Annotated in this window: 17 protein-coding genes, 2 pseudogenes and 2 CRISPR repeat arrays; of the genes and pseudogenes, 8 read left to right on the top strand and 11 right to left on the bottom strand. The window is 68.1% G+C overall.

Annotated elements, in window-relative coordinates:
• Positions 1–108: 108 nt before the first annotated feature.
• From ABD848_RS19635 to dapF, 3 genes are all read right to left on the bottom strand, one after another.
• Entirely contained in the window at positions 109–1,815 is a 1,707-nt protein-coding gene (locus tag ABD848_RS19635) for an ABC transporter family substrate-binding protein (RefSeq protein WP_344974637.1), read from the bottom strand.
• Between the two features lie 187 nt (positions 1,816–2,002).
• Positions 2,003–2,986 (bottom strand): ABC transporter permease, encoded by a 984-nt coding sequence (locus ABD848_RS19630; RefSeq protein ID WP_344974634.1) that lies wholly within the window; start codon positions 2,984–2,986, stop codon positions 2,003–2,005.
• A gap of 49 nt (positions 2,987–3,035) precedes the next feature.
• On the bottom strand, positions 3,036–3,863 hold the full coding sequence (gene dapF / locus ABD848_RS19625; RefSeq protein ID WP_344974631.1) for a diaminopimelate epimerase: 828 nt from the start codon (positions 3,861–3,863) through the stop codon (positions 3,036–3,038).
• 162 nt (positions 3,864–4,025) lie between these two features.
• On the opposite strand from dapF, the gene miaA reads away from it, so the two are divergent.
• The 4 genes from miaA (at position 4,026) to ABD848_RS19605 (ending at position 8,883) form a co-directional block, all read left to right on the top strand.
• Complete coding sequence (gene miaA, locus ABD848_RS19620) at positions 4,026–4,979, top strand: tRNA (adenosine(37)-N6)-dimethylallyltransferase MiaA (protein ID WP_344974628.1); 954 nt, start codon at positions 4,026–4,028, stop codon at positions 4,977–4,979.
• A 409-nt stretch (positions 4,980–5,388) separates the two neighbouring features.
• On the top strand, positions 5,389–6,165 hold the full coding sequence (locus ABD848_RS19615) for a VOC family protein (RefSeq protein ID WP_344974625.1): 777 nt from the start codon (positions 5,389–5,391) through the stop codon (positions 6,163–6,165).
• An 844-nt stretch (positions 6,166–7,009) separates the two neighbouring features.
• Positions 7,010–8,015: direct repeats of the CRISPR family, unit length 29 nt; unit sequence GGGACCATCCCCGCGTGCGCGGGGAGCAC.
• 457 nt (positions 8,016–8,472) lie between these two features.
• Positions 8,473–8,637, top strand: a complete 165-nt coding sequence (locus ABD848_RS19610) for a DUF397 domain-containing protein (RefSeq protein WP_344974622.1) — start codon at positions 8,473–8,475, stop codon at positions 8,635–8,637.
• Positions 8,638–8,700: 63 nt separating this feature from the next.
• Entirely contained in the window at positions 8,701–8,883 is a 183-nt protein-coding gene (locus tag ABD848_RS19605) for a DUF397 domain-containing protein (RefSeq protein ID WP_344974620.1), read from the top strand.
• Between the two features lie 98 nt (positions 8,884–8,981).
• On the opposite strand, the gene miaB is transcribed toward ABD848_RS19605, so the two are convergent.
• Positions 8,982–10,457: a tRNA (N6-isopentenyl adenosine(37)-C2)-methylthiotransferase MiaB gene (miaB, locus tag ABD848_RS19600; RefSeq protein WP_344974742.1), complete on the bottom strand. Its 1,476-nt coding sequence runs from the start codon at positions 10,455–10,457 to the stop codon at positions 8,982–8,984.
• A 253-nt stretch (positions 10,458–10,710) separates the two neighbouring features.
• Between miaB and ABD848_RS19595 the strand changes: the two genes are divergently transcribed.
• The 4 genes from ABD848_RS19595 (at position 10,711) to ABD848_RS19580 (ending at position 14,064) form a co-directional block, all read left to right on the top strand.
• Complete coding sequence (locus ABD848_RS19595) at positions 10,711–11,454, top strand: amino acid ABC transporter ATP-binding protein (protein ID WP_344974617.1); 744 nt, start codon at positions 10,711–10,713, stop codon at positions 11,452–11,454.
• An 88-nt stretch (positions 11,455–11,542) separates the two neighbouring features.
• Positions 11,543–12,352, top strand: coding sequence for a glutamate ABC transporter substrate-binding protein (locus tag ABD848_RS19590; RefSeq protein WP_344974614.1), 810 nt, complete (start codon positions 11,543–11,545; stop codon positions 12,350–12,352).
• A gap of 81 nt (positions 12,353–12,433) precedes the next feature.
• On the top strand, positions 12,434–13,108 hold the full coding sequence (locus tag ABD848_RS19585) for an amino acid ABC transporter permease (RefSeq protein WP_344974611.1): 675 nt from the start codon (positions 12,434–12,436) through the stop codon (positions 13,106–13,108).
• The gene (locus ABD848_RS19580) at positions 13,105–14,064 is read left to right on the top strand and encodes an amino acid ABC transporter permease (RefSeq protein ID WP_344974608.1); all 960 of its coding nucleotides are present in this window, start codon (positions 13,105–13,107) and stop codon (positions 14,062–14,064) included. The genes ABD848_RS19585 and ABD848_RS19580 overlap by 4 nt, the downstream gene beginning before the upstream one ends.
• 76 nt (positions 14,065–14,140) lie before the next feature.
• On the opposite strand, the gene rny is transcribed toward ABD848_RS19580, so the two are convergent.
• The 7 genes and pseudogenes from rny to ABD848_RS19545 form a co-directional block, all read right to left on the bottom strand.
• Entirely contained in the window at positions 14,141–15,727 is a 1,587-nt protein-coding gene (gene rny / locus ABD848_RS19575) for a ribonuclease Y (RefSeq protein WP_344974605.1), read from the bottom strand.
• Between the two features lie 394 nt (positions 15,728–16,121).
• Entirely contained in the window at positions 16,122–16,703 is a 582-nt protein-coding gene (locus ABD848_RS19570) for a regulatory protein RecX (RefSeq protein ID WP_344974601.1), read from the bottom strand.
• Positions 16,704–16,714: 11 nt separating this feature from the next.
• On the bottom strand, positions 16,715–17,416 hold the full coding sequence (locus tag ABD848_RS19565) for a hypothetical protein (protein ID WP_344974739.1): 702 nt from the start codon (positions 17,414–17,416) through the stop codon (positions 16,715–16,717).
• Positions 17,417–17,551: 135 nt separating this feature from the next.
• Positions 17,552–18,121: pseudogene (locus tag ABD848_RS19560) on the bottom strand (intein-containing recombinase RecA); the annotation flags it as partial.
• A 42-nt stretch (positions 18,122–18,163) separates the two neighbouring features.
• A pseudogene (gene recA / locus ABD848_RS19555) lies at positions 18,164–19,012 on the bottom strand (recombinase RecA); the annotation flags it as partial.
• A gap of 316 nt (positions 19,013–19,328) precedes the next feature.
• Positions 19,329–19,523 (bottom strand): DUF3046 domain-containing protein, encoded by a 195-nt coding sequence (locus ABD848_RS19550; protein ID WP_344974598.1) that lies wholly within the window; start codon positions 19,521–19,523, stop codon positions 19,329–19,331.
• Positions 19,524–19,620: 97 nt separating this feature from the next.
• The gene (locus tag ABD848_RS19545) at positions 19,621–22,443 is read right to left on the bottom strand and encodes a serine/threonine-protein kinase (RefSeq protein WP_344974595.1); all 2,823 of its coding nucleotides are present in this window, start codon (positions 22,441–22,443) and stop codon (positions 19,621–19,623) included.
• 760 nt (positions 22,444–23,203) lie between these two features.
• Positions 23,204–23,720: a CRISPR direct-repeat array (repeat unit 29 nt; unit sequence GTGCTCCCCGCGCGTGCGGGGATGGTCCC).
• Between the last annotated feature and the right edge of the window lie 731 nt (positions 23,721–24,451).

Raw genomic sequence — 24,451 nt, 5'->3', positions numbered from 1 at the left:
GTGGGCGCACGCGGGTGAGCGCCCCCGCAGGCTGGCGAGATCGCGCAGCGATCGAGGCACGAGCCACCAAAGAACACCCCCGCACCCCAGCCGTCGGCACCACAGCACCTAGGGCTTGAGGAAGCCGATGTCGGCGTAGTCGAGGATGGCGAAACCGGCGGCGCCGATGTTGGCCAGGTCGCTGCGCACCGCCGTGAACTCGGGGCGCTGGTAGAGGGGGAGCGTGTGGCCGGCCTCCCAGAGCAGCCGGTCCGCCTCGTTGATGTGTTGGATCGCCACGTCGCGGTCGGTGGTCGTCAGCGCCTTGGACATGGCGGCGTCGATCTCGGGAGAGCCTATGCGGCCGACGTTGCCGCGCCACCTACGTTCGCCGTCGACGGTGACGGCGTTGGCCCACTGCTCCATCCCTCCCGAGACGGGAAACCCGTCGCCGGTGGTGACGAAGGAAACCAGATCGTAGTCGCCGGGCACGACGTAGGAGGAGAACAGCTCATCGCCGGAGACCTCCTCGATCACGACCTCGACGCCAACTTGGCCCAGCATCGACTGCACCAGTTGAGCCTCGTTGCGGGCCGGGGCGTAGCCGCGCGGCACGATGTAGCGCAGGCTGAGCCGTTGGCCGTCTTTGGTACGCCCTTCGTCGGGGCCGCCGCTCCAGCCGGCGCGCTCCAGAAGTTCCATGGCGCGCTCAGGGTCGTGCTTGCCCCATTGCCCGCTGTTGTCGCGGTAGCCCTCCTGTACGGGCAGCAGGAAGTGGTTGCCCAGGGGCTGATCGGGCTGCCATGCCAGCGAGCCGAACGCCGATTCGGCCAGGGCGGTGCGGTCGATGGCCAAGAACACGGCGTGGCGCACGTCGACATCGGACAGCGCCGGCGACTGGCCGTTGAGGGTGATGTGGCGGTAGTCCGGCGCGAGGGCGGCGCGGATCTCGCCGTCGCGGGCGTCGCTGACCCGCTCCAGTGAGGCGGGATCGGGGGGCAGGGTGTAGACGTCGATACCGCCGTCGAGAAAAGCGCTGGCGAGCGCCTCGGCGCCCAGCGAGCGGAAGATGATCCGGTCGAGTTTGGCCGGCTCACCCCACCAGTCGGGGTCACGGACGAGGGTCAGCGTCTGGGCGGTGCGGTCAATGGCCTCGACCGTGAACGGCCCGGCCGTGATGGGGATGCGGTCGAGGTAGCCGGTGTTGAACCGTTCCGGGGAGTCGGTGTAGTCGGCCGGCAGCAGCAGGTGGAACAGGGAGCGGTATTCGGTGAAGGGCCGATCGAAAGTGATGACCACTTCGTAGTCGTCGGCTCCGGCGCTGACGTCGGCGATGCGGTCATAGCCGATGGAGCTGCCGACCTGGTAGCCGGAGGACTCACCTGAGAGGGCGTAGACCATGCCAGCGTAGTCGCGCCAGGTGATGGGGGTGCCGTCGGACCAGCGGGCCTGCGGGTTGAGCCGTAAGGTGACGGTCTGGCGCGGGGAGAACTCGACGGTGACGTCGCGGACATAGTCGGGATCGGGGTGGGCCTCACCGCTGCCGTCGACGCGGAAGGGTCGGGGCATGAGGGAGGTGAGGACCGTAGAGACGGTGCTGAGGCCACCGTTGGCGTGGTGGAAGTTCCATTGACTGGGGAACTCGTTGATGCCCCACCGCAGTGTGCCTCCATCGGCGAGTTCCGCGCGGTCGGTGGGGTTGATCTCCACAGCGGACAGGCGCTGCGGGCCGCCGTCGGTCTCAGATGAGGCGTCGGATTCGCAGGCCGTCCCGGAGGCGGTGAGGAACAGCGCGCACAGCAGGACCACCGTGGCCCGGAGCCTCCCCGTTCGCACGCATTCCCCCCATGTTCGTGGCGTCGAACACGGCCTCACCACCTCGGCGGGGGCAGCGCCCAGGATGACTTCAGTGGTAACGCAGTGTCACGAACCGCAATAACTACACTAATGGAACATTTGGGAAATCCTACTGGGAGCGTGCCCCCGCAGGCGGCGGATTTCACGAATGTTCTCGCCGCGAACCTCAACGGACACGTAGCCGCGGATCGAGGGTCATCTGAGCGACATCAGCGAGCAGACCCGCCACAGCCACGCACAACGCCCCGAAACAGCACACCGCCGCCACCGTGTTGACATCGCCGCGCGCGATCGAATCAACGAGAAGCTCGCCAACCCCATGCCAGCCGAACACTTTTTCGACAAACACCGAACCAACAAACACCAACGCCGCGGAATACCCGATATAAGTCACTGTGGGTAACAACGCCATGGGCAATGCGTGCCGAAACAGCGCCGCACCGCGTGTACGCCCCTTGGCACGAGCGGTACGGACATAGTCCGCGTCGGCCTCATCGATCATCAACGCGCGCTGGTAGCGGCTGTACAGCGCGATCATCGGCAAGGCCAGCGCCAACGTCGGCAGCACCAGGTGGCGAGCGCGGTCAGCCGCCCCCGCCCAGGAGGTGGTGTCGACGCCGGGCGTGAACTCGCCCGTGGTCCGCAGCACATCGACCCCCACCGCGGCGTTGAACCACAGCGCCGCCGTCTGCAACGACACCGCGACCACCACGGTCGGCACGGAGATCAACACGAACGAGCCCAGCGTCACCACCGTGTCGAGGACGCCCCCACGCCGGGCCCCCGTCCACGCCCCCAGAAACACCCCCGTGACCGCGGCCCCGAGAAAACCCACGGCCAGCAGCCGCGCGCTCACCCCGATGCGGCGCGCCAACTCGCCGGCCACCTCGCGCCCGTCCCACGTCTGGCCGAAGTCACCGGTGACGACCCCGCCCACCCAGGTGACGTAGCGCTGGGCCAGCGGCACGCGGTCGCTGAGGTTGTACTCGCGCAGCATCGACTCCACAACGTGGGGCGGCGTCGAGGAGCCCGGCCCGGTGTAGTTGCCGCGCGGATCGAGCGCCGTGGCGGCGAGCAGGTAGCCGCAACTGGCGGCCACCAGCAGCACGAGGGCATGATCCAACAGCCGGCGCGCCAGGAAGCGGGCCATCATCTCCCCCGATGCCAGAGCGGCCCTCCGCCGCGGGAGGCCCCAACCGTCAGTAGCGCAGCGCGCCGGGCAGGATCGACCCTTCAGCCACGATCACCGCGGGGCCGGTCAACCGCGCCCCGTCGTCGTCGATCTCGACCGTGCACTCCCCGCCGGGGACGCGCACCGTCCAACTCGCCGCACTGTCGTCGCCCGTGGCGGCGGCAGCCGTGGCGACGATGCCGGTGCCGCAGGAGCGGGTCTCGCCAGAACCGCGCTCGTAGACCCGCATCTGCAACACGCCCGGCTCGACACGCCGGTACACCTCGACGTTGCCGCCCTCCGGGAAAGCTTCGGAGTCCAAGGAGGGCGCCGTCGTGAGATCGATCTCCTCAATCGGCTGCTCCACCGCGCACGCCAAATGCGGGTTACCGACCATGACACGCTGACCGCGCAGCCGCCGGCCGGCGACCACGGCCGCCCCCTCGCCCATCAGGCGCACCCGCCCCATGTCGACGGTGATGGCCCCCTCGCCGGTCACCGAAACCTGCCGCGCGCCGGCCCGCGTGCCCACCGGGAACTCTCGGGCCGCCACCCGCCCCGAGTCGAGCAGGTAGCGCCCGAAGACCCGCACCCCGTTGCCGCACATCTCCGCGATGCTGCCATCGGCGTTGCGGTAGTCCATGAACCATTCGCAGTGCTCGGCGGAGCGCGCGTCGGGTGACAGGTCCACCCCCAGCGCCTTGGTGCGCACCACGCGCAACACGCCGTCAGCGCCGATGCCGGCGCGCCGGTCGCACAGCGCGGCGACCATGGTCGGGGTGAGGTCCAGCTCACCATCGGGGTCCGGCAGGATCACGAAGTCGTTCTCAGTGCCGTGACCTTTGGCGAATCGCATGCTGGCCATCCTAAAACGGGCATGGTCCACCGCGAGCATACGACGATCAATAAGCCAGAAATAGCCTCGCAATGCCGTCGGTTCCCTCCTAAGAGGGAGAGGTCCCCTCACCGCGGCACGGCACCACCGCGGCAAACTGCCACACTGAACAGATTGAGCAGCGTGAACCCAGTTATCGCGATCGTAGGCCCGACAGCGGCCGGCAAGTCCGACCTGGCCGTCGAGGTCGCACTACGGCTGGCCGCGGCGGGCATAGCGGCCGAGATCGTCAACGCCGACTCGATGCAGCTCTACCGTGGCATGGACATCGGCACGGCCAAGATGACACCCGCCCAACGCCAGGGGATCACGCACCACCTGCTCGACGTGTGGGACGTGACCCAGGCCGCCAACGTGGCCGAATACCAGCGCATGGCGCGCGCCGTCATCGACGACCTGCACAGTCGGGACCGGCTGCCGATCCTGGTGGGCGGCTCCGGACTGTACGTACGTGGCGCGCTGGACCACCTGGAGTTCCCCGGCACCGACCCCGCGATCCGCGCCCGCCTGGAAGACGAGCTGGCACAGCGCGGCTCGGCCGCCCTGCACGCCCGCCTGGCCACGGCCGACCCGCAGGCGGCCGAGGGCATCCTGCCCGGCAACGGGCGCCGCATCGTGCGCGCCCTAGAGGTGATCGAGCTGACCGGTCGCCCCTTCACCGCGACCATGCCCGAGCACGTGTCGCTGTACCCCGGCGTGCAGATCGGACTGGGAGTGCCGCGCGAACGGCTGGACGAGCTCATCGAGCGGCGCGTGGACCGCATGTGGGCCGCCGGGTTCGTCGACGAGGTGCGCTCCCTGGAACGAGTGGGGCTACGTGAGGGCCGCACGGCCTCGCGCGCGCTGGGCTACTCTCAAGTGCTGCGGTTCCTGGCCGGCGACATCGACGAGACCACCGCCCGCGACGAGACTGTGCGGGCCACCCGCAAGTTCGCCCGCCGGCAACAGTCGTGGTTCGGTCGCGACCCGCGTGTGCACTGGCTGGACTACGACCACCCCGAGCTGACCGCGCACGCCACCCGCCTGGTCACCGACACCTGGCACGCTGCCGCAAGCCGACCCTCGGCCCTCCCCTAACCCTTCGGCGCGCGTCGCCTCGCCCTCGACTCGCCCATCCCACCATTACCCGGTATTACCCCGCGTTGCGATTATCCGCCGCCGCTGGGGGCAAAAGCGCCCACCTGAGGTCTCTTGCCGGCGAAAACGCTGGAGAGGCCCGTGGCCCGTCCACGGAAGGCCGCACTGTCGCCCACCGTGGCTAGTGACCCGCCAGGCCAGATCGCCGCCCTGGCCTGGCGTCCACCGGTGCCGGCCGCCGCGCGTGACCGGCACCGGCCTCCCGCGCGCGGCAATGCGGCTCCTCCCCGACGGCCACGAACATGACAAACCTGCCCAATCCATACGCACCCGTCTACTCAGCACCGTAGGGAGGACGGCGCTACCGCCTCGCGCAAGCACCGGCCGAGGTGGCGGCGCCAACGTAACGATGAACGAGACACCGACGTACACGCAGGGCGCCCCCGCCTGGTTCGACATGACCGTTGCCGACCTCGCGGCGACGAAACGCTTCTACAGCACGGTACTGGGATGGGAGTTCAGTGACGACGCCTACTCGATGGCCTCGACCGGCGGCAAGCGCGTCGCCGGGCTGGCCGAGCCGTGGAGCGAAGGGCAAGCACCTCCCGAACAGTCCAACTGGACCGTCTACCTCGCCACCGACGACATCGACGCCACGCTGAACGCCGCTGAGAAGGCCGGCGGCGAGATCATCACCGCCCGGCAAGACGCCGACGACGCCGGCAGCATGGCCACCGTGCGCGAACCCACGGGCACCGTGTTCGCGCTGTGGCAGGGCAACACCATGGCGGGCGCGGAGGCGTTCGGCACGCCGGGCGCACCGGCCTGGGCCGAAGTGGCCACTGACGACACGCAGACCGCCGGCGACTTCTACGCGGAGGTCTTCGGAGGGCGAACCGAACAGCTCCCCGAAGGCGACTTCCTGGTGCTCTACAGCGGCGGCACGCCCGTGGCCGGAATCGACGGCACGGGTGTGGGCCAGCCCCACACCGGGCACGGCGCCTGGCTCGTGTTCTTCGCCGTGAGCGACGCCGACGCCGCGGTGGCCACAGCCCAGGAGCAGGGCGGTTCAGTGCTGCGCGCCGCCGAGGACTCCCCGTACGGCCGGTGGGCCGCACTCACCGACCCCACGGGTGCGCCCTTCAGCGTCATCGACCTGTCGCGCACCACCCAAGACGAGGGGTGAGGCCGAGTAAGGCACTGCTCCAGAAGGATCTTCGACACAGGGCCGCAGGAGTTCGACAGGGGAACTCAGGAGAGAGCCTCGGACTCCCGGAGAGCCGAAAGCCCAAGAACCGCGATTCCACCCGCTCCGAGCCCCAGAGACCATCATCCCGGTGCGCCCCACAAAGCCCCGCCAGACAACACCCGGCGGGGCGAGTATCCCGCGCGGGGCTTGCAGGTGAAATACCGTGCTGACCAGGCCACTATCCGAGCCATCTCCGCCTTGCGTGAGGATCGCGTCACGGTGTGGATTTGGGCTGAGGATGTCGTTTGGCGTTTCCCGGCGCTCGTGCCTCGATCGCTTCGCGATCTCGGCAGCCAGGGGTGGGCTGTGCCTGGGGTGGGTGCCCTAGCCTGGCGCTGCCTCTCGGGACACCTACCGCAGGAGGATGCCCGGGGAACGCCTCACCTGCCCCCTCGGGACACCTACCGTAGGGGGTTGTGCATCCCCTCGGGGGGATCTACCGCAGGGGATTGTGCCTGAGGCTGACCTGCCACTTGTCGGAGGCGCTACCTGCCACGGGGCGGCTGCGCCAACCTGCCGCTATCTCTGGGGCGCTCCTGGTGCTGGCTCCCGAGCCATCGCAACATTCCTTCACCCGATAGCCACCCGCATCACTTCACGCCACCTCAACTACCGCGCCCACACGCTTCTCATGTCACCCCAGCCACCGCACCCCTCAGGCTGCTGAGATCGCAAAGCGATCGAGGCACGAGCGAACGACACCGCCCTCCCTGCCCCGCCAAGCACAACCACCCCCAAGCGGGGAACACTTCCACGGACCGTGGCCCCGCGAGGTTGAGCTGGGACCATCCCCGCGTGCGCGGGGAGCACCCGCATGCGAGCGTGACCGAGTAGTAGTCGGAGGGACCATCCCCGCGTGCGCGGGGAGCACTCGCGTCCCAGCGACGCCCGTACCCGGCCGCTGGGACCATCCCCGCGTGCGCGGGGAGCACGATGGTCAACCGTCCAGCCGGCGCCACTTCCTGGGACCATCCCCGCGTGCGCGGGGAGCACGAGGTGCGAATGACGCCAATCCCCACACCGGAAGGACCATCCCCGCGTGCGCGGGGAGCACTCGGTCCAGTCGACGGCGCGGATGTCGCTGAGGGGACCATCCCCGCGTGCGCGGGGAGCACCAGCGTGAGGCCAGGCAGGCCCTGAGTCGGCGGGGACCATCCCCGCGTGCGCGGGGAGCACTCGCGTCCCAGCGACGCCCGTACCCGGCCGCTGGGACCATCCCCGCGTGCGCGGGGAGCACGGTTGAGCTGCATGATGCGCAGGCCGGTTGGCGGGACCATCCCCGCGTGCGCGGGGAGCACCACGCCGAATAACCCCCTGCATGTGTAAGTAAAGGACCATCCCCGCGTGCGCGGGGAGCACGCCTGCACCACCCTGGCGAAGTTCCCGACCGTGGGACCATCCCCGCGTGCGCGGGGAGCACCGTTTACTCCTTGGCATGAAATACACTTTCTTGGGACCATCCCCGCGTGCGCGGGGAGCACGGAATTAGCACCAAAGTAGAACCACATTCTCAGGGACCATCCCCGCGTGCGCGGGGAGCACCGGAGGGGCGGAAGTCCGCACCGGGCGTCTTGGGGACCATCCCCGCGTGCGCGGGGAGCACTGGCGCGCGCCGCCCGAATTTGCAATCGCCATTGGACCATCCCCGCGTGCGCGGGGAGCACCGATGAAGAACCAGGGTCAGGACGTCGAGTTCCGGGACCATCCCCGCGTGCGCGGGGAGCACCGGTCCATGCCCGCTGTCTACATCGTAGTTCAGGGACCATCCCCGCGTGCGCGGGGAGCACCCTCGTTGACCTGCGACGCTATCAGCGGTGAATGGCTGTTTTGACCACTTGTTGAGAATCGGGCGAATGTCGCATAGGTCGCAAGGTTCGCAGAGGCGTCGGTCGGTGTCGCATGCCGGCAGTGTAGCCACGGCCACGGCCGCCCGAGGCAGGTTTGAGGATTAGGTGATCCAGCCGCGGGCGCGGGCTTTGGTCAGGCGGCTGTAGATGGTCACAAACGACTCTCAAACCCATCGCAGCTTGAGCACAGGTTTTCGTACTATGGCGTTCCACGATAAGCCCCCGTAGCTTTCACGGAATACGTAACGAGAGAACTCCTTCTACAAGACGAGCAAGATGTTCGACAACTGAACTTCACTTCCAGCGCCCTACAAACAGAATCACTTTCACCTCAAGAGACACTCTCTAGACTTAGAAAGAGGATCGAACAGTATGAACACCCAGCCGACCAACTGGCGTGAGTGCTCATACGGCGGAAACGGAGGAAGCCTGCGTAGAAGTTGCAGGGCTGCCCAATGCCACGCTTATCCGTGACACTCAGAATCGAAGACTCGGGCATCTAGCTTTTATCTCCACTGGATGGCAAGCATCCCTGGAAGCATTGAAGAACAGCAAGATCTGAAATAAAACCATCTTCCGTCCCCCTGTCTGTCTACTTGATCCGCAGAATTACAGAGAGAGCTCGATGATTAGGTATGCGTGGCACAAGTCCAGATACAGTGGAGCTAGTGGCGACTGCGTCGAAGTATCAGAAGGGCCAGAAAAGGTGAAGGTTCGCGACTCCCAACACCGGGAGCGCGGGCACCTGAGCTTCGGCTCTGCCGAGTGGCGTGTGTTTCTGGATGCTCTGAAGGACGGCGGCCTCTGAGCCTCCCCTGCACTCGCTCCGGCCTTGCCGCCGAGACTGCCCGCCCGGCCCGGCCCGCGGTATGGCTGTGAGCCGGGCTGAGCGGTCTCAGGGCGGGCTCAGACGTCGCAGCAGCCGCCGGCCGAGGCCGGCGCCGGGGCGGGCTCGGGCGCGCCGACTGAGGGCATCCCCAGCAGCACGCCAGAGGGCTTGGGGGCGCGGCCGTTGCGGGCATCCCAAGCGTCGCCGGCGCGCGTTGGGCGAACTCGGCGCACACCGGAGTCGGCCACCAGATGGTGCGGCGCCGCGTAGGTCACCTCAACCGTGGCCAAGTCGCCGGGACGGGGTGTCGCCTCCGGGTGATCCTCGTCGACGGCGAAGTGCACCAGCCGGTTGTCGGGCCCACGCCCTGACATGCGGCGGTTGCGCTCGTTCTTGCGGCCCTCGTTGTCGGCGACCAGCACCTCCACCTCGCGGCCGACCAGGCGTTGGTTCTCCTGCCACGAGATGTCGTCCTGCAACTCCACCAGGCGCTCGTAGCGTTGCTGCACGACCTCCTTGGGAAGTTGACCATCCAACTCGGCGGCGGGCGTGCCGGGGCGTTTGGAGTACTGGAACGTGTACGCCTGGGCGAAGCGCGACTCGCGCACCACCTTCAGCGTCTCCTCGAAATCCTCCTCGGTCTCGCCAGGGAAGCCCACGATGATGTCGGTGGTGATGGCGGCCTCGGGCATGGCCGAACGGACCTTGTCCACGATGCCCAGGAACCGCTCCTGGCGGTAGGAGCGGCGCATGGCCTTCAACACCCGGCTGGAGCCCGATTGCAGCGGCATGTGCAACTGCGGCATCACGTTGGGGGTCTCGGCCATGGCGGCGATGACGTCGTCGGTGAAGTCGCGGGGGTGGGGCGAGGTGAACCGCACCCGCTCCAGGCCCTCGATCTCGCCGCAGGCGCGCAGCAGCTTGGAGAACGCCTCCCGGTCGCCGAACTCCGAGCCGTAGGCGTTGACGTTCTGGCCCAGCAGGGTGACCTCGACGACGCCCTCGGCGACGAGGGCGCGGATCTCGGCGAGGATGTCGCCGGGACGGCGGTCGCGCTCCTTACCGCGCAGGGACGGGACGATGCAGAAAGTACAGGTGTTGTTGCAGCCCACCGAGATCGCGACCCAGGCGGCGTAGGCGGACTCGCGGCGGGTGGGCAGCGTCGAGGGAAAAGCGTCGAGCGACTCGTGGATCTCGACTTGGGCCTCCCGCTGCACCTGGGCGCGGTCGAGCAGCGCCGGCAGCGACCCGATGTTGTGGGTGCCAAACACCACGTCCACCCAGGGGGCGCGGCGGACGATCTCGCCGCGGTCCTTCTGGGCCAGGCACCCGCCCACGGCGATCTGCATCCCCGGGTGGGCATCCTTGACCGGGCGCAAGTGCCCAAGGTTGCCGTAAAGACGGTTGTCGGCGTTCTCACGGACGGCGCACGTGTTGAACACGACGACATCCGGCGTGGCGTCCTCGGCTGCACGCTCGTACCCGGCGTCCTCCAGCAACCCCGAGAGGCGCTCGGAGTCGTGAACGTTCATCTGGCAGCCGTAGGTACGCACCTGATAAGTACGACTCTGGCTCACGCCCCCAGGCTAATCGCTCGCTGCGGCGTCGCCGACCAGTCAGCCGCAGTAGAGGACAGAAAGCACCGAAATGTCACCATAGCGGTCTTGCGCGGTGAGGGGTCGCTCACTCTAACCCCGGCTCCCCACAACGTTTACGTGGATTCTTAGGTAACAAGTCCGCTACCGGTCGCAAGAAAGCTCGGCTGGGTAATGACAACACCACGGTATGCGGGCTAGGTTCCGGGCCATGACCGCAACCCCTCTCCTCGTGCTGGAGAACGTCGACAAGCACTTCGGTGACCTCCACGTGCTCCACGACATCAACCTCTCCGTACAGCGCGGGGAGGTCGTCGTCGTCATCGGCCCCTCCGGCTCCGGCAAATCCACCCTGTGCCGGGCCATCAACCGTTTGGAGACGATCGACAGCGGAACCATCCGCATCGACGGCGAACCGCTGCCGGCCGAGGGGCGGGGGCTGGCTCGCTTACGCAGCGACATCGGCATGGTGTTCCAGGCGTTCAACCTGTTCTCGCACCGAACGGTGCTGGACAACGTCACCCTTGGCCCCACCAAGGTGCTGCGCCGCCCTAAGGCCGAGGCCAGGGCACGCGGCATGGAACTGCTGGAGCGGGTGCGTATCGCCGAACAGGCCAACAAGTATCCGGCCCAACTGTCCGGGGGGCAGCAGCAGCGCGTGGCGATCGCCCGGGCGCTGGCGATGAATCCCAAGGTCATCATGTTCGACGAGCCCACCTCCGCGCTCGACCCCGAAATGGTGCAAGAAGTCCTCGACGTCATGACCGACCTGGCTCAGGAAGGCATGACGATGGTGGTGGTCACCCACGAGATGGGCTTCGCCCGCCGGGCCGCCAACCGGGTGGTCTTCATGGCCGACGGCCAGATCGTCGAGGAGAACTCTCCTGAGGTGTTCTTCACCACCCCCGAGTCCGACCGGGCCAGAGACTTTTTGTCCAAGATCCTCACGCACTGACGCTTCCGGCGTCCCCGAGAGCCCAGCGTTCCCAGGCAACTTCCGCCCACTTCGCGTGGGGCGGACAAGAGAAAACGAGGTAGTTACCATGCGCACCCGTCCCATCACCTGCGCGTTGGCGGCCACCGCCGCTCTGGCCCTCACGCTGACCGGCTGTGGCGGCGGCGGTGACGGCGAGGGCATCACCATCGGGGTCAAATACGACCAGCCGGGACTGGGCCTGCTCGAAGGCGACCAGCCGGTGGGGCTCGACGTCGATGTGGCCACCTACATCGCCCAAGAGCTGGGCTACTCCGAGGACCAGATCACCTGGACCGAGGCCGCCTCCGCCAACCGCGAGACCTATTTGCAGCAGGGCACGGTGGACATGATCGTCGCGACCTACTCCATCACCGAGGAGCGCAAGGAGGTCGTCGACTTCGCCGGCCCCTACTACGTCGCCCAGCAGGACATCCTCGTGCCCGCCGACAACACCGCCATCGCCGGCCCGGAGGATTTGGCCGGCAAGACCCTGTGCTCGGCCTCGGGCTCGCGGTCGGCCTTCACCATCACCGAGACCCTGGAGATCGACGCGCAACTACGTGAAGCCGGTAACTACTCCGAATGCATCCAGTTGCTGTCCAACGGCACCGTGGATGCGGTGACCACCGACGACGCCATCCTGGCCGGCTACTCCGCCCAACAGCCCGGCGACTTCAAGGTGGTGGGCAACCCGTTCCAGGAGGAGCGCTACGGCGTGGGCCTGCCGCAGGGCTCCACCGAGCGCTGCCAGGAGATCAACGACGCCATCACCCAGATGTACGACGACGGCAGCGCTGAGGAGTTCCTGGAGGAGCACTTCGGCGACGCCGGCTACGAGTACAGCACCGAGATCCCCGAATTCGACGGCTGCGCCTGAACCCGCACCGTCTGACGACCGCTGGGGTGTCGGCGCCTTAGGGCGCCGACACCCGCCCTCGACCCTGACCGGCAGAGAGCCATGGAAGCCTTCCTCAGCAACTATCAGGCCGTCATCGACGGGTTCTCTTGGACGATCCGGCTGACGCTGGTGAGCGCGCTGCTGTCCTTCGTCCTGGGGGTGCTTCTGACGGCGATGCGAGTCTCCCCCGTGCCGATCCTGCGCACGATCGCCACCGGCTACACCGAGGCCGTGCGCAACACCCCCCTGACGCTGGTGCTGCTCGCCTGCGGGCTGGGGTTGAACAGCTCGCTGGGGCTGGAGTTCAGCGACAGCGTGCAGTGGAACGTCTACTGGCTGGCGGTGCTGGGATTGTCGGCCTACACCGCCTGCTTCGTGGCCGAGGCGCTGCGTTCAGGCGTCAACACCGTGCCGTTCGGACAGGTCGAGGCCGCCCGCTCGCTCGGGCTGACCTTCACGCAGAACCTGCGGCTGATCGTGCTGCCCCAAGCGCTGCGCTCGGTGATCGGCCCGCTGGGCAGTGTCTTGATCGCACTCACCAAAAACACCACGGTGGCCTCGGTGGCCGGACTCGGCGTCCAGGAGGCCTCACGCGAGATGAAGCTGATGTTCGACCAAGGGCTGGTGCCGGTGATCCCCACCTTCATCGGCTTCGCCATCGGCTTTTTGGTCCTGACCATCCCGACCGGCTACTTCTTCGGCTGGCTGAGCAAGCGACTGGCGGTGGCGCGATGAGCATCCTGGGACGCGACGAGGCCGGCCGGCTCTTCGACGCCCCCGGCCCCAAGGCGCGGGCGCGACAGTGGGGCTACACCGTCGTCACGCTCGTGGGGTTCGTGGCCGTACTCGGCTGGATCTACCTGCGCTTGGGCGAGCAAGGGCAGTGGGAGGCGGCGAAGTGGCGGCCCTTCGTGCAGGCCGACACCTGGCTCAACTACGTGCTGCCGGGCCTGGGCAACACGCTCACCGCCGCCCTGATCGCCACAGTGCTGGCCATCGCCTTCGGGCTGGTTTTCGGGATCGGCCGGCTCTCCGAGCACACGGCGGTGCGGGTCGCGTGCGGCGCGGTCGTGGAGTTCTTCCGCGGCATCCCGCTGCTGATGCTGATCTTCTTCACGCTCGCGCTGCCGCTGGGGTTCAGCCAACTGTTCGGAGTGCCCCTGGGAATCCAGGTGAGCCCGCTGGCGGCGGTGGTCACAGGGCTGACTCTCTACAACGGCTCGGTGCTGGCCGAGGTGTTTCGCGCCGGCATCAACTCGGTGCCCGCCGGCCAGTCCGAGGCGGCCTACTCGCTGGGCATGCGCAAACCCCAGGTCATGACGGTGGTGCTGTTGCCCCAGGCGATCTCCAGCATGATGCCGGCGATCGTCGCCCAACTCGTGGTGCTACTCAAAGACTCCGCGCTGGGCTACATCGTGTCTTTCCCCGAGCTGCTGCGGAACTTCTCGCTGCTGGGCACCCGCTACAACAACGTCATCCCGGCCGCGATCATCTGCGCCGCCATCTACATCGTCATCAACATCAGCCTTAGCAGGCTGGCGATCTGGCTGGAACGGCGCAACGCCGGGCGCGGTTCCGCCGGGGCGCCACGCTCGCCCTCCGTGCCCGCGGGCGGGGCGCCACCGGCCGCGGGCGATTCTCCCGCGGCTCCCGCCGGCGCCGAACCGGCCCCCATCCAGCAGCGCCGGTGACCCGTGCCGGTGCTCGCGGGCTCCGGCTCGCCCCGGGCGCCGGCACTGTGGGGGCGCCCGAGCGGGGCAGCGGGGCTCAGCGCGCCGTCTCGGTGGCCCGCGACTCCCGGATCACCGTCACCCGGATCTGCCCGGGGTAGGTGAGCTCTCCCTCGACGCGCTTGGCGATGTCGCGCGCGATGACTTGGGCCTGCACGTCGTCGACGGTGTCAGGGCGCACCATCACCCGCACCTCCCGGCCGGCCTGCATCGCGAAGACTTTCTGCACCCCCTCGTTGGCCATCGCGATCTCTTCCATGCGCTGGAGCCGCTCGACGTAGGCTTCAAGCGATTCCCGGCGCGCCCCCGGCCGGCCGCCGCTGATCGCGTCGGCGGCTTGAGTGAGAACCGCCTCGACGGTGCGGACTTCGACCTCGTTGTGGTGGGCCTCGATCGCGTGGACCACGTCTTCGCTCTCGCCGTAGCGGCGTGCGATCTCGGCGCCGATCAGCGCGTGGCTGCCCTCGACCTCGTGGGTGAGCGCCTTGCCGATGTCGTGCAGCAAAGCGCAGCGTTTCATGAGCCGCACATCCATGCCCAGCTCGGCGGCCATCATGCCCGCCAGGTGCGCCGACTCGATGAGGTGGGCCAGCACGTTCTGGCCGTAGGAGGTGCGGTAGCGCAGTTGGCCGAGCAGCGTCACCAACTCGGGGTGCACGTCGGTGATGCCGACATCGAGCAGGGCGTCCTCGCCGGCGCGCACGCATAGCTGGTCGACCTCGGCGCGGCTGGCCTCGTAGAGCTCCTCGATGCGGTGCGGGTGAATCCGGCCGTCGAGGACGAGCTTTTCCAGCGTGAGCCGCCCGACTTCGCGACGGACCGGATCGAAACACGACAGCAGGACCGCCTCGGGGGTGTCGTCGATGATGAGGTTCACGCCGGTGACGGTCTCGAAGGCGCGGATGTTGCGGCCCTCGCGGCCGATAATGCGCCCCTTCATCTCGTCGCCGGGCAGGTGGGCCACCGACACTACCGACTCGGTGGTCTGCTCGGTGGCGAGCCGCTGGATCGCCAGCGTGACGATCTTGCGGGCACGTTCCTCAGCGTTCTTGCGGGCTTCCTTCTCGATGTCGCGCACCAAAAGGGCGGCTTCACGCTTGGCCTGGTTCTCGATATCGGCGACGAGTTCGGCCTTGGCCTCCTCAGCCGTGAGCGCCGCCGACGCCTCCAAGATCGCGCGGCGCTCGTCGTCGACACGGGACAGTTCGTGCTCCCGCTGCTGCAACGCCGTTTCTCGCTCGGCCAGCGAACGGCGTGACTCCTCCAGCGCTGTCACCTCGTCGTCGAGGCGGCGCTCCCGTTCCGCGAGCCGCGCCTCGCGGTGCTGCGCCTCGGTGCGCCGCTCTGACAGTTCCGCCTTGGCGGCCTCATGCTCGGCCTCGACCCGGCTGCGCCACTGTGCGACACGTTCCTCGGCGCTGCGCAGCTTCTCCTCTGCCTCGGATTCGGCTTCGGCGCGAATCCGTTCGGCTCGTTCCCGCGCTTGAACGAGGTCGGCTTCGATGGCCTGGGCGTGGCGTCGGCGCACTACGGCGGCGTAGCGCAACGCGGCGCCGACCACAACGAGGGCTACAAGCACGGGGGCTATGAACGCAGCGGCCACCAGCATGTCGGCCCCGCTCATCGCCCCACCCCTAACCGTGCCTCGCGCTGTTGCCTACGCCTCGACCACAGGGGGTGACCTATGCCCGCCGCCGGATGTACTGGCGGGACCACGCGCCCGGGCCGACGGTACGCATGTCGTCCGCTGTGGGGTATCGCTACCCGCCGTGTACGAAGTTAATTCCTCACTGCCGTGAGGTTAGGAGGCGGTAGCGGGAACCGGCAACCGGGATCAACGCCGGTCAGCGGCTTTACCGTGCACTCACCTAACACTTGTATAACCCCGATAACCTCCAGAGCGTATCCGACTTCTTTGACGGGTGCCGGGGCGTGCCGCTTTCCGGCAAGGTCAACGGGCTCCTCGACACGGCGGCCCCGGCCTGGGTGGCAGGTATCGCCAATACCTCCAACGGCGGCTAGCTGGTTCCGGCCTCGGGAGGGTCTGCGTCGAAATCGGGTTCGGGCAGGTCCACTTCGGTCCCTTCCGCCTCCAACTCCTCACGGACCAGCCGGTAGGCCAGCCCCGGCGCGTAGCCCTTGCGGGCCAGCACACCCATGGCGCGGCGTGCGCGGACAGCCACGTCCTTGTGGCGGGTGGTGGTGAGTTTGCGCCGCACGAGCGCGCGGGCCGTGTCCTCCTCACGGTCGGGGGTAAGCCCAGCGTCGACGGCCTCACGCACGGTGTCCTCGGCCACGCCACGACGCCGCAGTTCGGCGGCGAGGGCGCGCCCCGCCAGCCCGCGGCCGGTGTGACGGGAATCGACCCAGGCGTGGGCGAAGGCGACATCGTCGATCAGCCCGACCTCACTGAACCGGCCGAGCACCTCGCCGGCGATCTCGTCGGGGATGTCGTGGTCGGCGAGGGCCTCGGCGAGTTGGGCGCGGGTGCGCGGTGTGGTGGCGAGCAGCCGCAGGCAGATGCCGCGGGCTTTGGCCGCTGGATCGTCCTCGGGCGGCGCCGCCCCGGGTAACGGGTCCTGCCCCTCCTGCCCGTGCATCAGCCCTCCCCTCAGGCGTCAGTAGACGGCGTCGCCTTACTGCGGGTGGTGCGCTTGGCTGTCGCGGCAGTGGGGGACGCGCTCTCGGCTGCTTGCTCGCTTTCCTTGGTTTCCTTGGTCTTGGCCTTGGCGCCAGTGCTCGCGGCACTCTTGGCGTCGGACTTGGTGTCCTTGCCCGCGGCGGCCTCGGAACCGGCGGCCTCGCCCTTGGCGCTGTCGTCGCTGCCGGTGGGAACCCCCAGCTTCTCCTTGATCTTCTTCTCGACCTCGTTGGCCATATCGGCGTTGTCGCGCAGGAAGTTGCGGGCGTTCTCCTTGCCCTGGCCGAGCTGGGTGCCCTCGTAGGTGTACCAAGCACCGGACTTGCGCACGACCCCGTTCTCGACGCCGAGGTCGATCAGCCCACCTTCGCGGCTGATCCCCACCCCATAGAGGATGTCCATTTCGGCCTGCTTGAACGGAGGAGCCGTCTTGTTCTTGACGACCTTGACCCGGGTGCGGTTGCCGACCGCGTCGGTGCCGTCCTTGAGGGTTTCGATGCGGCGCACGTCGAGCCGCACTGACGAGTAGAACTTCAGGGCACGGCCGCCAGTGGTGGTCTCGGGACTGTTGTGGACCATCACCCCGTCGACGAAGTAGTTGTGGTGCCCGGCAACCTCGATGTCGAAGCGGCGCGCGCCTTCGGGTTCGAAGACGGGCTCGACGTCGACCACGGGTGTAGCCACGAGCCGCTCCTCAGGCTCGGCGAAATCGGGGGCGAGCCGGCACTGGCCGCGCAGCCGCTGCGGCAACACATCGGCGTTCACGCTGGGCACGTAGGGCGCGACCAGCTCCTGAAACTGGGCCGTAGCCGCGGTGGTGAACCGGATGCAGGTCTGCCCTTCGGGACCGGGCTGTGCCAAGGTGACGTCGAGTCCGTGGGTGTCGCGCAGATAGTCGGTGAGACGTTGCTGCGAGCCCGGGCTCAGGTGCGCCACGGGGATCTCGATCCGGCCCGCGTCGTGCTCGGACGCGGCACGGTCCGCGAGACCGGAGGTGAGGGAGCCGGCGTCCATGTACCACACCGCTAGCGCCAGCGGCGTGAGCGACTTCAAAAACTCCCACGTGAGGTGCTTAGTGGCGCCGTCGAACTCGACGACCTCGGCGAGTTCGTCGAGTTCGGGCAGCGGGCGTGACCGCGCGACGAGCCTTCCGGCGGCGTCGCTGATGCGCGTGTGGTAGACGTTGGGCAGCAGCGAAAGCTTCCAGTCGAGATAGTCAGCCTGGTGCTGGGGGTGGCTCATGCTCCACCGCGCCCCGCTGTGCCCGCGCGGGGGCGCGGAGAGGTCGGCGCCCCCCATGATCGACCCCAGCAGGAGTTGGCGCTGCTGCTCGCTCAGGTGGAAGGGCTGGGCGGTGAGGACCCGATCGCCAGGCAGCAGCTCGCCGGCCTCGCGCCAGCCTCCCGGCGTGCGGAGCAGGTGGTTAGGTGTGGCCGAGAATTGCGCCGGAGCGTTCTCGCCCGCACCGGCCACGGTGAACCGCAGGAAATGCTCGGTGGTTCCGTTGTCGAACCAGTTCACCACCGGACGCGGCACGACTCGGTCGGTGTCGGGGTCATAGGAGAGGACTTCGACGTCCATCCGCTGATCGACGATCGCGCCGACCTTCTCCTGGGAACCATCGGCCAGCGTGACGGGGGTGTGGTAGTCCATGCACCCGAACATCACGCCGACCTTCTCGCGAAGCTGGTTAATGAAGATCGCGGTCGTGCCGGTCTGGTGCAGCGCACCGGCTATCTTGCGCAAAGCCTGCGACATCAGTCGGGCTTGGAGACCGACGTGGCTGTCTCCCATCTCCCCCTCGATCTCGGCGCGGGGCACGAGCGCGGCCACGGAGTCGATGACGATGATGGAGATGGCCCCCGAGCGGATCAACATGTCGGTGATCTCCAGGGCCTGCTCGCCGGTGTCGGGCTGGGAGAGCAGCAGGTTGTCGGTGTCGACACCGATCTTCTTGGCGTAATCGGGGTCGAGTGCGTGCTCAGCGTCGACAAAGGCAGCGATCCCACCGGCATGTTGGGCGTTGGCCACCGCATGCAGGGCCACGGTGGTCTTCCCAGAGCTTTCTGGACCATAGACCTCGACAATCCGGCCGCGGGGGATACCGCCGATACCGAGCGCGACGTCAAGGGCGATGGAGCCGGTGGGGATCGACTCGATGGGCGGGCGGTCGTCATCGCCGAGGCGCATGACGGTCCCCTTGCCGAACTGGCGCTCGATCTGCGCCAGGGCGGTTTCGAGAGCCTTGTCTCGATCAGCAGATGCCACGGTGAACCCCTGTTGGGTTGATGTCTTCTTCTTCATCTCGCGAGTGACGCTATGCGGTCGCGATGACATTCCGCGACGTCATCCGCCACCCTGTGGACGACCGGTGGTCGCGTCGCTCCCCTGGTCGGCGCGGCCGTCCCAGCGCGAGCCGGGAGGCGCGCCCCGCGCCTCGCGGCCGGCCCGACAGTCCGATTCGGTTGTCGTCCTGCTAACGCGGACTGACCCGAATCCCTACCTTCATGCTACCCGAACTTCTGTTCGATCGCTCGAATGCGCGTTCGACACTGTTCGTGGGGCGTGTCGCCACCGTCGGGCCTCAGCGGGCGGCGGCAGGGACCCCGAATGTCTCGCACACCGCGGCCCATACCTCCTTGGCGCTGATGCCGTCGTCGAGCGCCTGGCGCACAGTACGCGAGCCCAAGCGCTCGATCACGTAGTCCTGCGCCAGGCTGTCGGCGTAGCTCTCACCGAACTGTTCGTACATGCGCTGCCAGAAATGGGAAAATCTCATCAGTCCCAGTATCGGGCCGGTCCTATGCTGTGTCACCTCCATCGCCCCGGAGCGGGCGCCCTCGAGAACATCCGAGAAACCGGCACGGCAAACGCGATCACCGCCGTGGCGGCTGGTAGGGAGGCGGTGGAGCCGGCATGGCGCGCGGCGGCGCGTGACCGCCGGGCTGAGGGGCATAACCCGGGTGGGGTTGGCCCGGCGGCGGAGCCACCGGGGGCGGCGTGGCATAGCCGACCGTGGGGTAGCCACCCGGCGGGGCCGGGGCGGGCCGGCGGCGCTTACGGTAGCGCAACCGTTCGGCCAACCAGGCACCCACGACGAAGTTCCCCGGCAGGAAGACCCACAGCACGGCCCACCCCAAAGCGCCCCCATAGGTCTCGATCAGCCCCAGGCTGAGCGCACCGGCACCGGGCAGGGCCGCTGGCATCTCCCCCGTGGAGTCGATCAGCGTGTTGTAGGAGAACAACAAAGCGAAGAACCCCAGATAGAGCACATGGCCACCGGGGCCGCGCCACAACAGGTAGGCCAGGGCGCCGACCACCATCGCCAACGGCAGCACCACAGAGGTGAAAGAGGCGAAAACGTTGCGGACCGCGACATCGGTCATCTCCTGCAAGGCGTTGTCACCAACGGCGAGCAGCAAAAGCACCGACCAAAGCGGAATCCACACCAGCAGCCCCAGCAACGGGATGGCGACGAGCGCGCGCGTCAACGCGCCGCGCTTAGGCAGCAGCGGCGGCGGCACCGGCCCGGGGGTGGCCACCGCTGAGCCGACCAAAGCGGCGAACAGCAAAAACCCGAGGACGCCGGCGAGGACAACGAGAAAAATCGCCTGGTCACCCGTACTGGTCACCCACCCCAACACCGGGTCGCGCATGGCAAGAGACCCGAGGGGCATCAGCAGCGGCAGGCGCGGCAGAAAGGCGACCACGGCCGTGGCGAGCAGAACCAGCGGCATCGCGTAGCAGACCGCCGCGACCCGCAACCGCGCGGGCACACTGACGACCCCCACAGCGAGCAGCGCATAGAACGGCCACAGTTCCATCTGGTAGGCGAGAACCCCAGCGATGACGGGGGCCGAGAAGTCCGCGCCTTCCCCCAGAGCCAGCGGGTGGGACGGATAGATCGACGAGACCGCCCCACCTGCGGCGAAACCCAAAAGGGCGAAGCAAAGCAGGCTCAACAGCAGCACCCGCGGGATGCCGCGGGCCACCCAGCCGCGCGGCGAGAGCAACCGCCGCCAGGCAGGGCCGGCGTTTTGGCGAGCGAAGGGCGTGAGCAGCCGTAGCGCCAAGACTCTGGCGCGGCCCTCCACAGTGGTGAGATCGCCACTGAGCGCCTCGCGCGCCAGCGTATTCCACCAGGGCACAGCCAGAGAACGCACGTTCGGCAGCACAACGGAATGGACGTGGCGGCGCTGGGGCTCGTCAAGGATCTCGATACCGATCGCTACGGCACGGTCACGTTCGGACGGAGCGAGGCGAAACCCCAGCCGGGCGGCGTGCAAGAGAGCTGCGTCGATGGTCTCGCGGGCGTGGTGGCCGATGCGCTCCAGCCGGGCACACCGGCTACCGCAGTCGGCGTGAGAGCAGGCGTGGGCCGCGGCGATGAGCGGGACCTCGTTAACGATGATCTCGCTGAGCACCTGGTGTTCCCTGGAGCCGCCCGCGGCCAGACGGCGCATCCCCTCGATGCTGACGTCATGGCCACGGTAGGTGGGGGTGCTGGTGGGCGCGTGGGCGGCGGCGAACGCCGTGATAGCCAGCGCCGCACTCTCAGGCCCCTCGATGGCGGAGAGATAGTCGCGGTCGTAGCTGGTGTCTCCGGTGTCGTCGAGCCAGTCACGCAACCGCGCCGCGCCGCTGCCGCACAGCCACTCCTCGGCGCGATCCGGATAGGTGGCGAACAGGGCCGCCAGTTCGGCGGACTCGTGCACGGTGTGGCCGGCGAAGGTGATGGGCCGCCCGACAGTGGTGGCGCGCAGCGGCTGGCTCGGCAAGGGAGTGCTGTGCTCGCTGAGGGCGAGCGTCCACTGATTGTCGATGAGCTGCGTGGCGACCCGCGTCAACTCCTCACCGGAGTCGTCGACCCGCTGGCCGGTGATGGCGGCGAACGCCTCGGCGGCAGTGGGCCGCTGGCCGGGGGCACGGTTGAGCGCACGCTGGACGACCTCGTGCAGCGCGGGCGGGAGCTTGTCAGCCGCACTGTCGGGCTCCTCGTTGATCGTGCGGTAGCGCAGCGTCTCCAGCGGGCCCGAACCGTAGGGCTGGCGACCGCTGCCGGCGAAGGCCACCAACTCTGCCCAGCAGAACATGTCGGACTCGGGGCCGGCCCGGTGGCCGTCGTAGCGTTCCGGGCTGATCCAGCCAGGCGTGCCGACGACGATGTCGGATCGGGTCATCGACGCCTCGTCGAGAGCCTGAGCGATGCCGAAGTCCAGAACCTTGGGGCCCTCGGGTGAAAGGATGACGTTGTCGGGTTTGAGGTCGCGGTGCACGATGCCTTCGCGGTGGATGGCCGCCAGCGCCTCGGCGAGCCCGGTGGCGAAGGCGGTGAGGTGACCGCCCGCCAGCGGGCCGGCGCTCGCGATGTGCTCGCGCAGCGTAGGGCCGGAGACGTAGGCGATGGCGAGCCAGGGCTGCTCGGTGTGCGGATCGGCGGCCAGCAGCGGAGCGATACAGCGCCCCCGCACCCGCTTGGCGAGGCCGACCTCGCGCTCGAACCTGCCACGGTAACCGGGGTCGGCCGCGTATTCGGGGCGCACCATCTTCACGGCCGCGGGGTATCCGGAAGAGTCCCGACCGTAGTAGACGACCCCCATACCTCCCGCGCCCAGCCGGCCAATGAGCTGGAACGCGCCGATCTGCGCCGGGTCATCCGTGGTGAGGGGCGCCAGACGAGTGTTCACGGACTCGGTCACGGTTACTGCTGCTCCTGTGGGCGGTAGCGAGACGTGGTGCAGTGACGGTCGGGCTGCGAGGGCCACGGCGACGCACCAACACGCGCCCCACCCTGCCCTGACCGCCCCATTATGGCGATGAGCGCCACCCCACTGGCGAGGTGACGGCTTCAACCGTAGGACGCGCCTTGGTTAGCAACGGTGCCATGATCACGACAGACCGATATCGGGATGTTGCAAACCCCGAAGGTTCACTCCACTTGCTGGACCACTTGTTGGCCCCAGCCGGAGAAGGAAACTAGCCCCTGCCAGAGCCGGGAACCCAGCGGGAGGCCAAGCGAAAGAGCCGAAGAAGGCGCAGTCGAGGGGGCGGCGCCGAGGTGGCGGAGTCGGAGAGGACACCGTCCCGGCCAGCCACGGAGCGCCCGAGGCGCGCCAAGGGGGCGAGGGGCAACAGGGGAGCTACCTCGCCTTAAGCCTTAACTGCCGCATGGGGGACTGTTGCCGACTCATTCTCAGACGGGCGCACCCGGCGGCCACACTCACGGTACGTTTGTCCCGTCGATCCACCCGGAGGGGGTATCGGCAGCGGCCTTCCGCTAAGGAAATAACTAAGGAAATGAACGGAAGCACCAGCAGGCGAGGACACCGAACGCACCAAGCCTGACGAGGAAGCTGAGGAAACACTTTGAAAATTTGCGCCGATTCACCCCATTTGCGCAATTCTCAACAAGTGGTCAAAACAGCCATGTCCCGCTGATAGCGTCGCAGGTCAACGAGGGTGCTCCCCGCGCGTGCGGGGATGGTCCCAAGTCGATTCATCAGACGATCGGGAGTCCAAGGTGCTCCCCGCGCGTGCGGGGATGGTCCCAAGAGTTTTTCGGAGCTGGTGAGCCCCTCGGCGTGCTCCCCGCGCGTGCGGGGATGGTCCCGACCGCGACGAGGGCCGTCGCTCGAAAGCCGAGTGCTCCCCGCGCGTGCGGGGATGGTCCAGACGAGGCCGAGGTCCGTCGTCAGGAGAAGGAGTGCTCCCCGCGCGTGCGGGGATGGTCCCTGACTATGGCGGACCGAACGCTCCAGCTCTCCGTGCTCCCCGCGCGTGCGGGGATGGTCCCAGATTCACAGCATTCAACAGGTTCTGGGTCTGGTGCTCCCCGCGCGTGCGGGGATGGTCCCGAGTCCGGCGAGCACGCACACTACGGCACCGAGTGCTCCCCGCGCGTGCGGGGATGGTCCCCCGTGGCGCCGCGACCAGCGAAACTTCAACTCGTGCTCCCCGGGGGTGCGGGGATGGTCCCGCTCGGCTACATGTTCCGCTCCTGGCCGCTGTGTGCTCTTCGTGTGCGGAGTCTGTGGCTGGCGGGCTGGGAGGGTGCGGCGTTCGCTCGTGCCTCGATCGCTGCGCGATCTCGGCAGCCTGAAGGGGGCGCGGTGGCGGGGGTGAGGTGGGAAGAGTGTGGGGGCACGGTGGCTCCGGGGTGTGTGAAGCGCTACGAGTAGCCCTCAGCGTGAAGGAACGCTGCTGTAGCTCGAAACGCAACAGCGGGTGACATCCCCCACCTCGGGTCTAGCGGCAGGCGTGCCCGCTGCGCCGCGTTGAAAGCCGTGCTCCTGAGACACCCCCGCCTCGGGGCTCGCGACAGGCCCCCGCCGCGCCGTGGCAGGGGGCAGCCGCCGTGCTCCACATGGGTACCGGCCTCGACGTAGCAGCGCCCCGTGGCAAAGGGGCGCCCTCTCGCAGCACGGCGCCAGGCTAGGGCACCCCGCCCCCGGATACGGCCCATCGCGATTTGGCTGGTCCGCGTCAGGGTGTTGCCCACGCCTAGGGCGCCCGCCTCAAGTACAGCCCGCCCTCAGTAGTGGGGTGAACTCCCGTGGGGCGCGGCGCTAGGGCACCCACCCCAAGTACAGCCCGCCCTCAGCAGTGGGGTGAACTCCCGTGGGGCGCGGCGCTAGGGCGCCCACCCCAAGCACAGCCCACCCCTGGCTGCTGAGATCGCGCAGCGATCGAGGCACGAGCGACGGGAAA

The sequence above is a fragment of the Salinactinospora qingdaonensis genome, from assembly GCF_039539445.1.
Taxonomy (GTDB): Bacteria; Actinomycetota; Actinomycetes; order Streptosporangiales; family Streptosporangiaceae; genus Salinactinospora; species Salinactinospora qingdaonensis.
The sequence above is the reverse complement of the archived record's forward strand: the minus strand, read 5'-3'. Positions and strand labels throughout refer to the sequence as shown.

What these genes read in the sequence shown, in the direction of transcription:
- rny (WP_344974605.1), bottom strand. Translation starts at nt 15,727, where the DNA reads ATGAGCGGGGCCGACATGCTGGTGGCCGCTGCGTTCATAGCCCCCGTG.
- ABD848_RS19550 (WP_344974598.1), bottom strand. Translation starts at nt 19,523, where the DNA reads ATGAGATTTTCCCATTTCTGGCAGCGCATGTACGAACAGTTCGGTGAG.
- ABD848_RS19570 (WP_344974601.1), bottom strand. Translation starts at nt 16,703, where the DNA reads ATGCACGGGCAGGAGGGGCAGGACCCGTTACCCGGGGCGGCGCCGCCC.
- ABD848_RS19585 (WP_344974611.1), top strand. Translation starts at nt 12,434, where the DNA reads ATGGAAGCCTTCCTCAGCAACTATCAGGCCGTCATCGACGGGTTCTCT.
- ABD848_RS19630 (WP_344974634.1), bottom strand. Translation starts at nt 2,986, where the DNA reads ATGGCCCGCTTCCTGGCGCGCCGGCTGTTGGATCATGCCCTCGTGCTG.
- ABD848_RS19590 (WP_344974614.1), top strand. Translation starts at nt 11,543, where the DNA reads ATGCGCACCCGTCCCATCACCTGCGCGTTGGCGGCCACCGCCGCTCTG.
- ABD848_RS19605 (WP_344974620.1), top strand. Translation starts at nt 8,701, where the DNA reads ATGATTAGGTATGCGTGGCACAAGTCCAGATACAGTGGAGCTAGTGGC.
- ABD848_RS19595 (WP_344974617.1), top strand. Translation starts at nt 10,711, where the DNA reads ATGACCGCAACCCCTCTCCTCGTGCTGGAGAACGTCGACAAGCACTTC.
- ABD848_RS19615 (WP_344974625.1), top strand. Translation starts at nt 5,389, where the DNA reads ATGAACGAGACACCGACGTACACGCAGGGCGCCCCCGCCTGGTTCGAC.
- ABD848_RS19580 (WP_344974608.1), top strand. Translation starts at nt 13,105, where the DNA reads ATGAGCATCCTGGGACGCGACGAGGCCGGCCGGCTCTTCGACGCCCCC.
- dapF (WP_344974631.1), bottom strand. Translation starts at nt 3,863, where the DNA reads ATGCGATTCGCCAAAGGTCACGGCACTGAGAACGACTTCGTGATCCTG.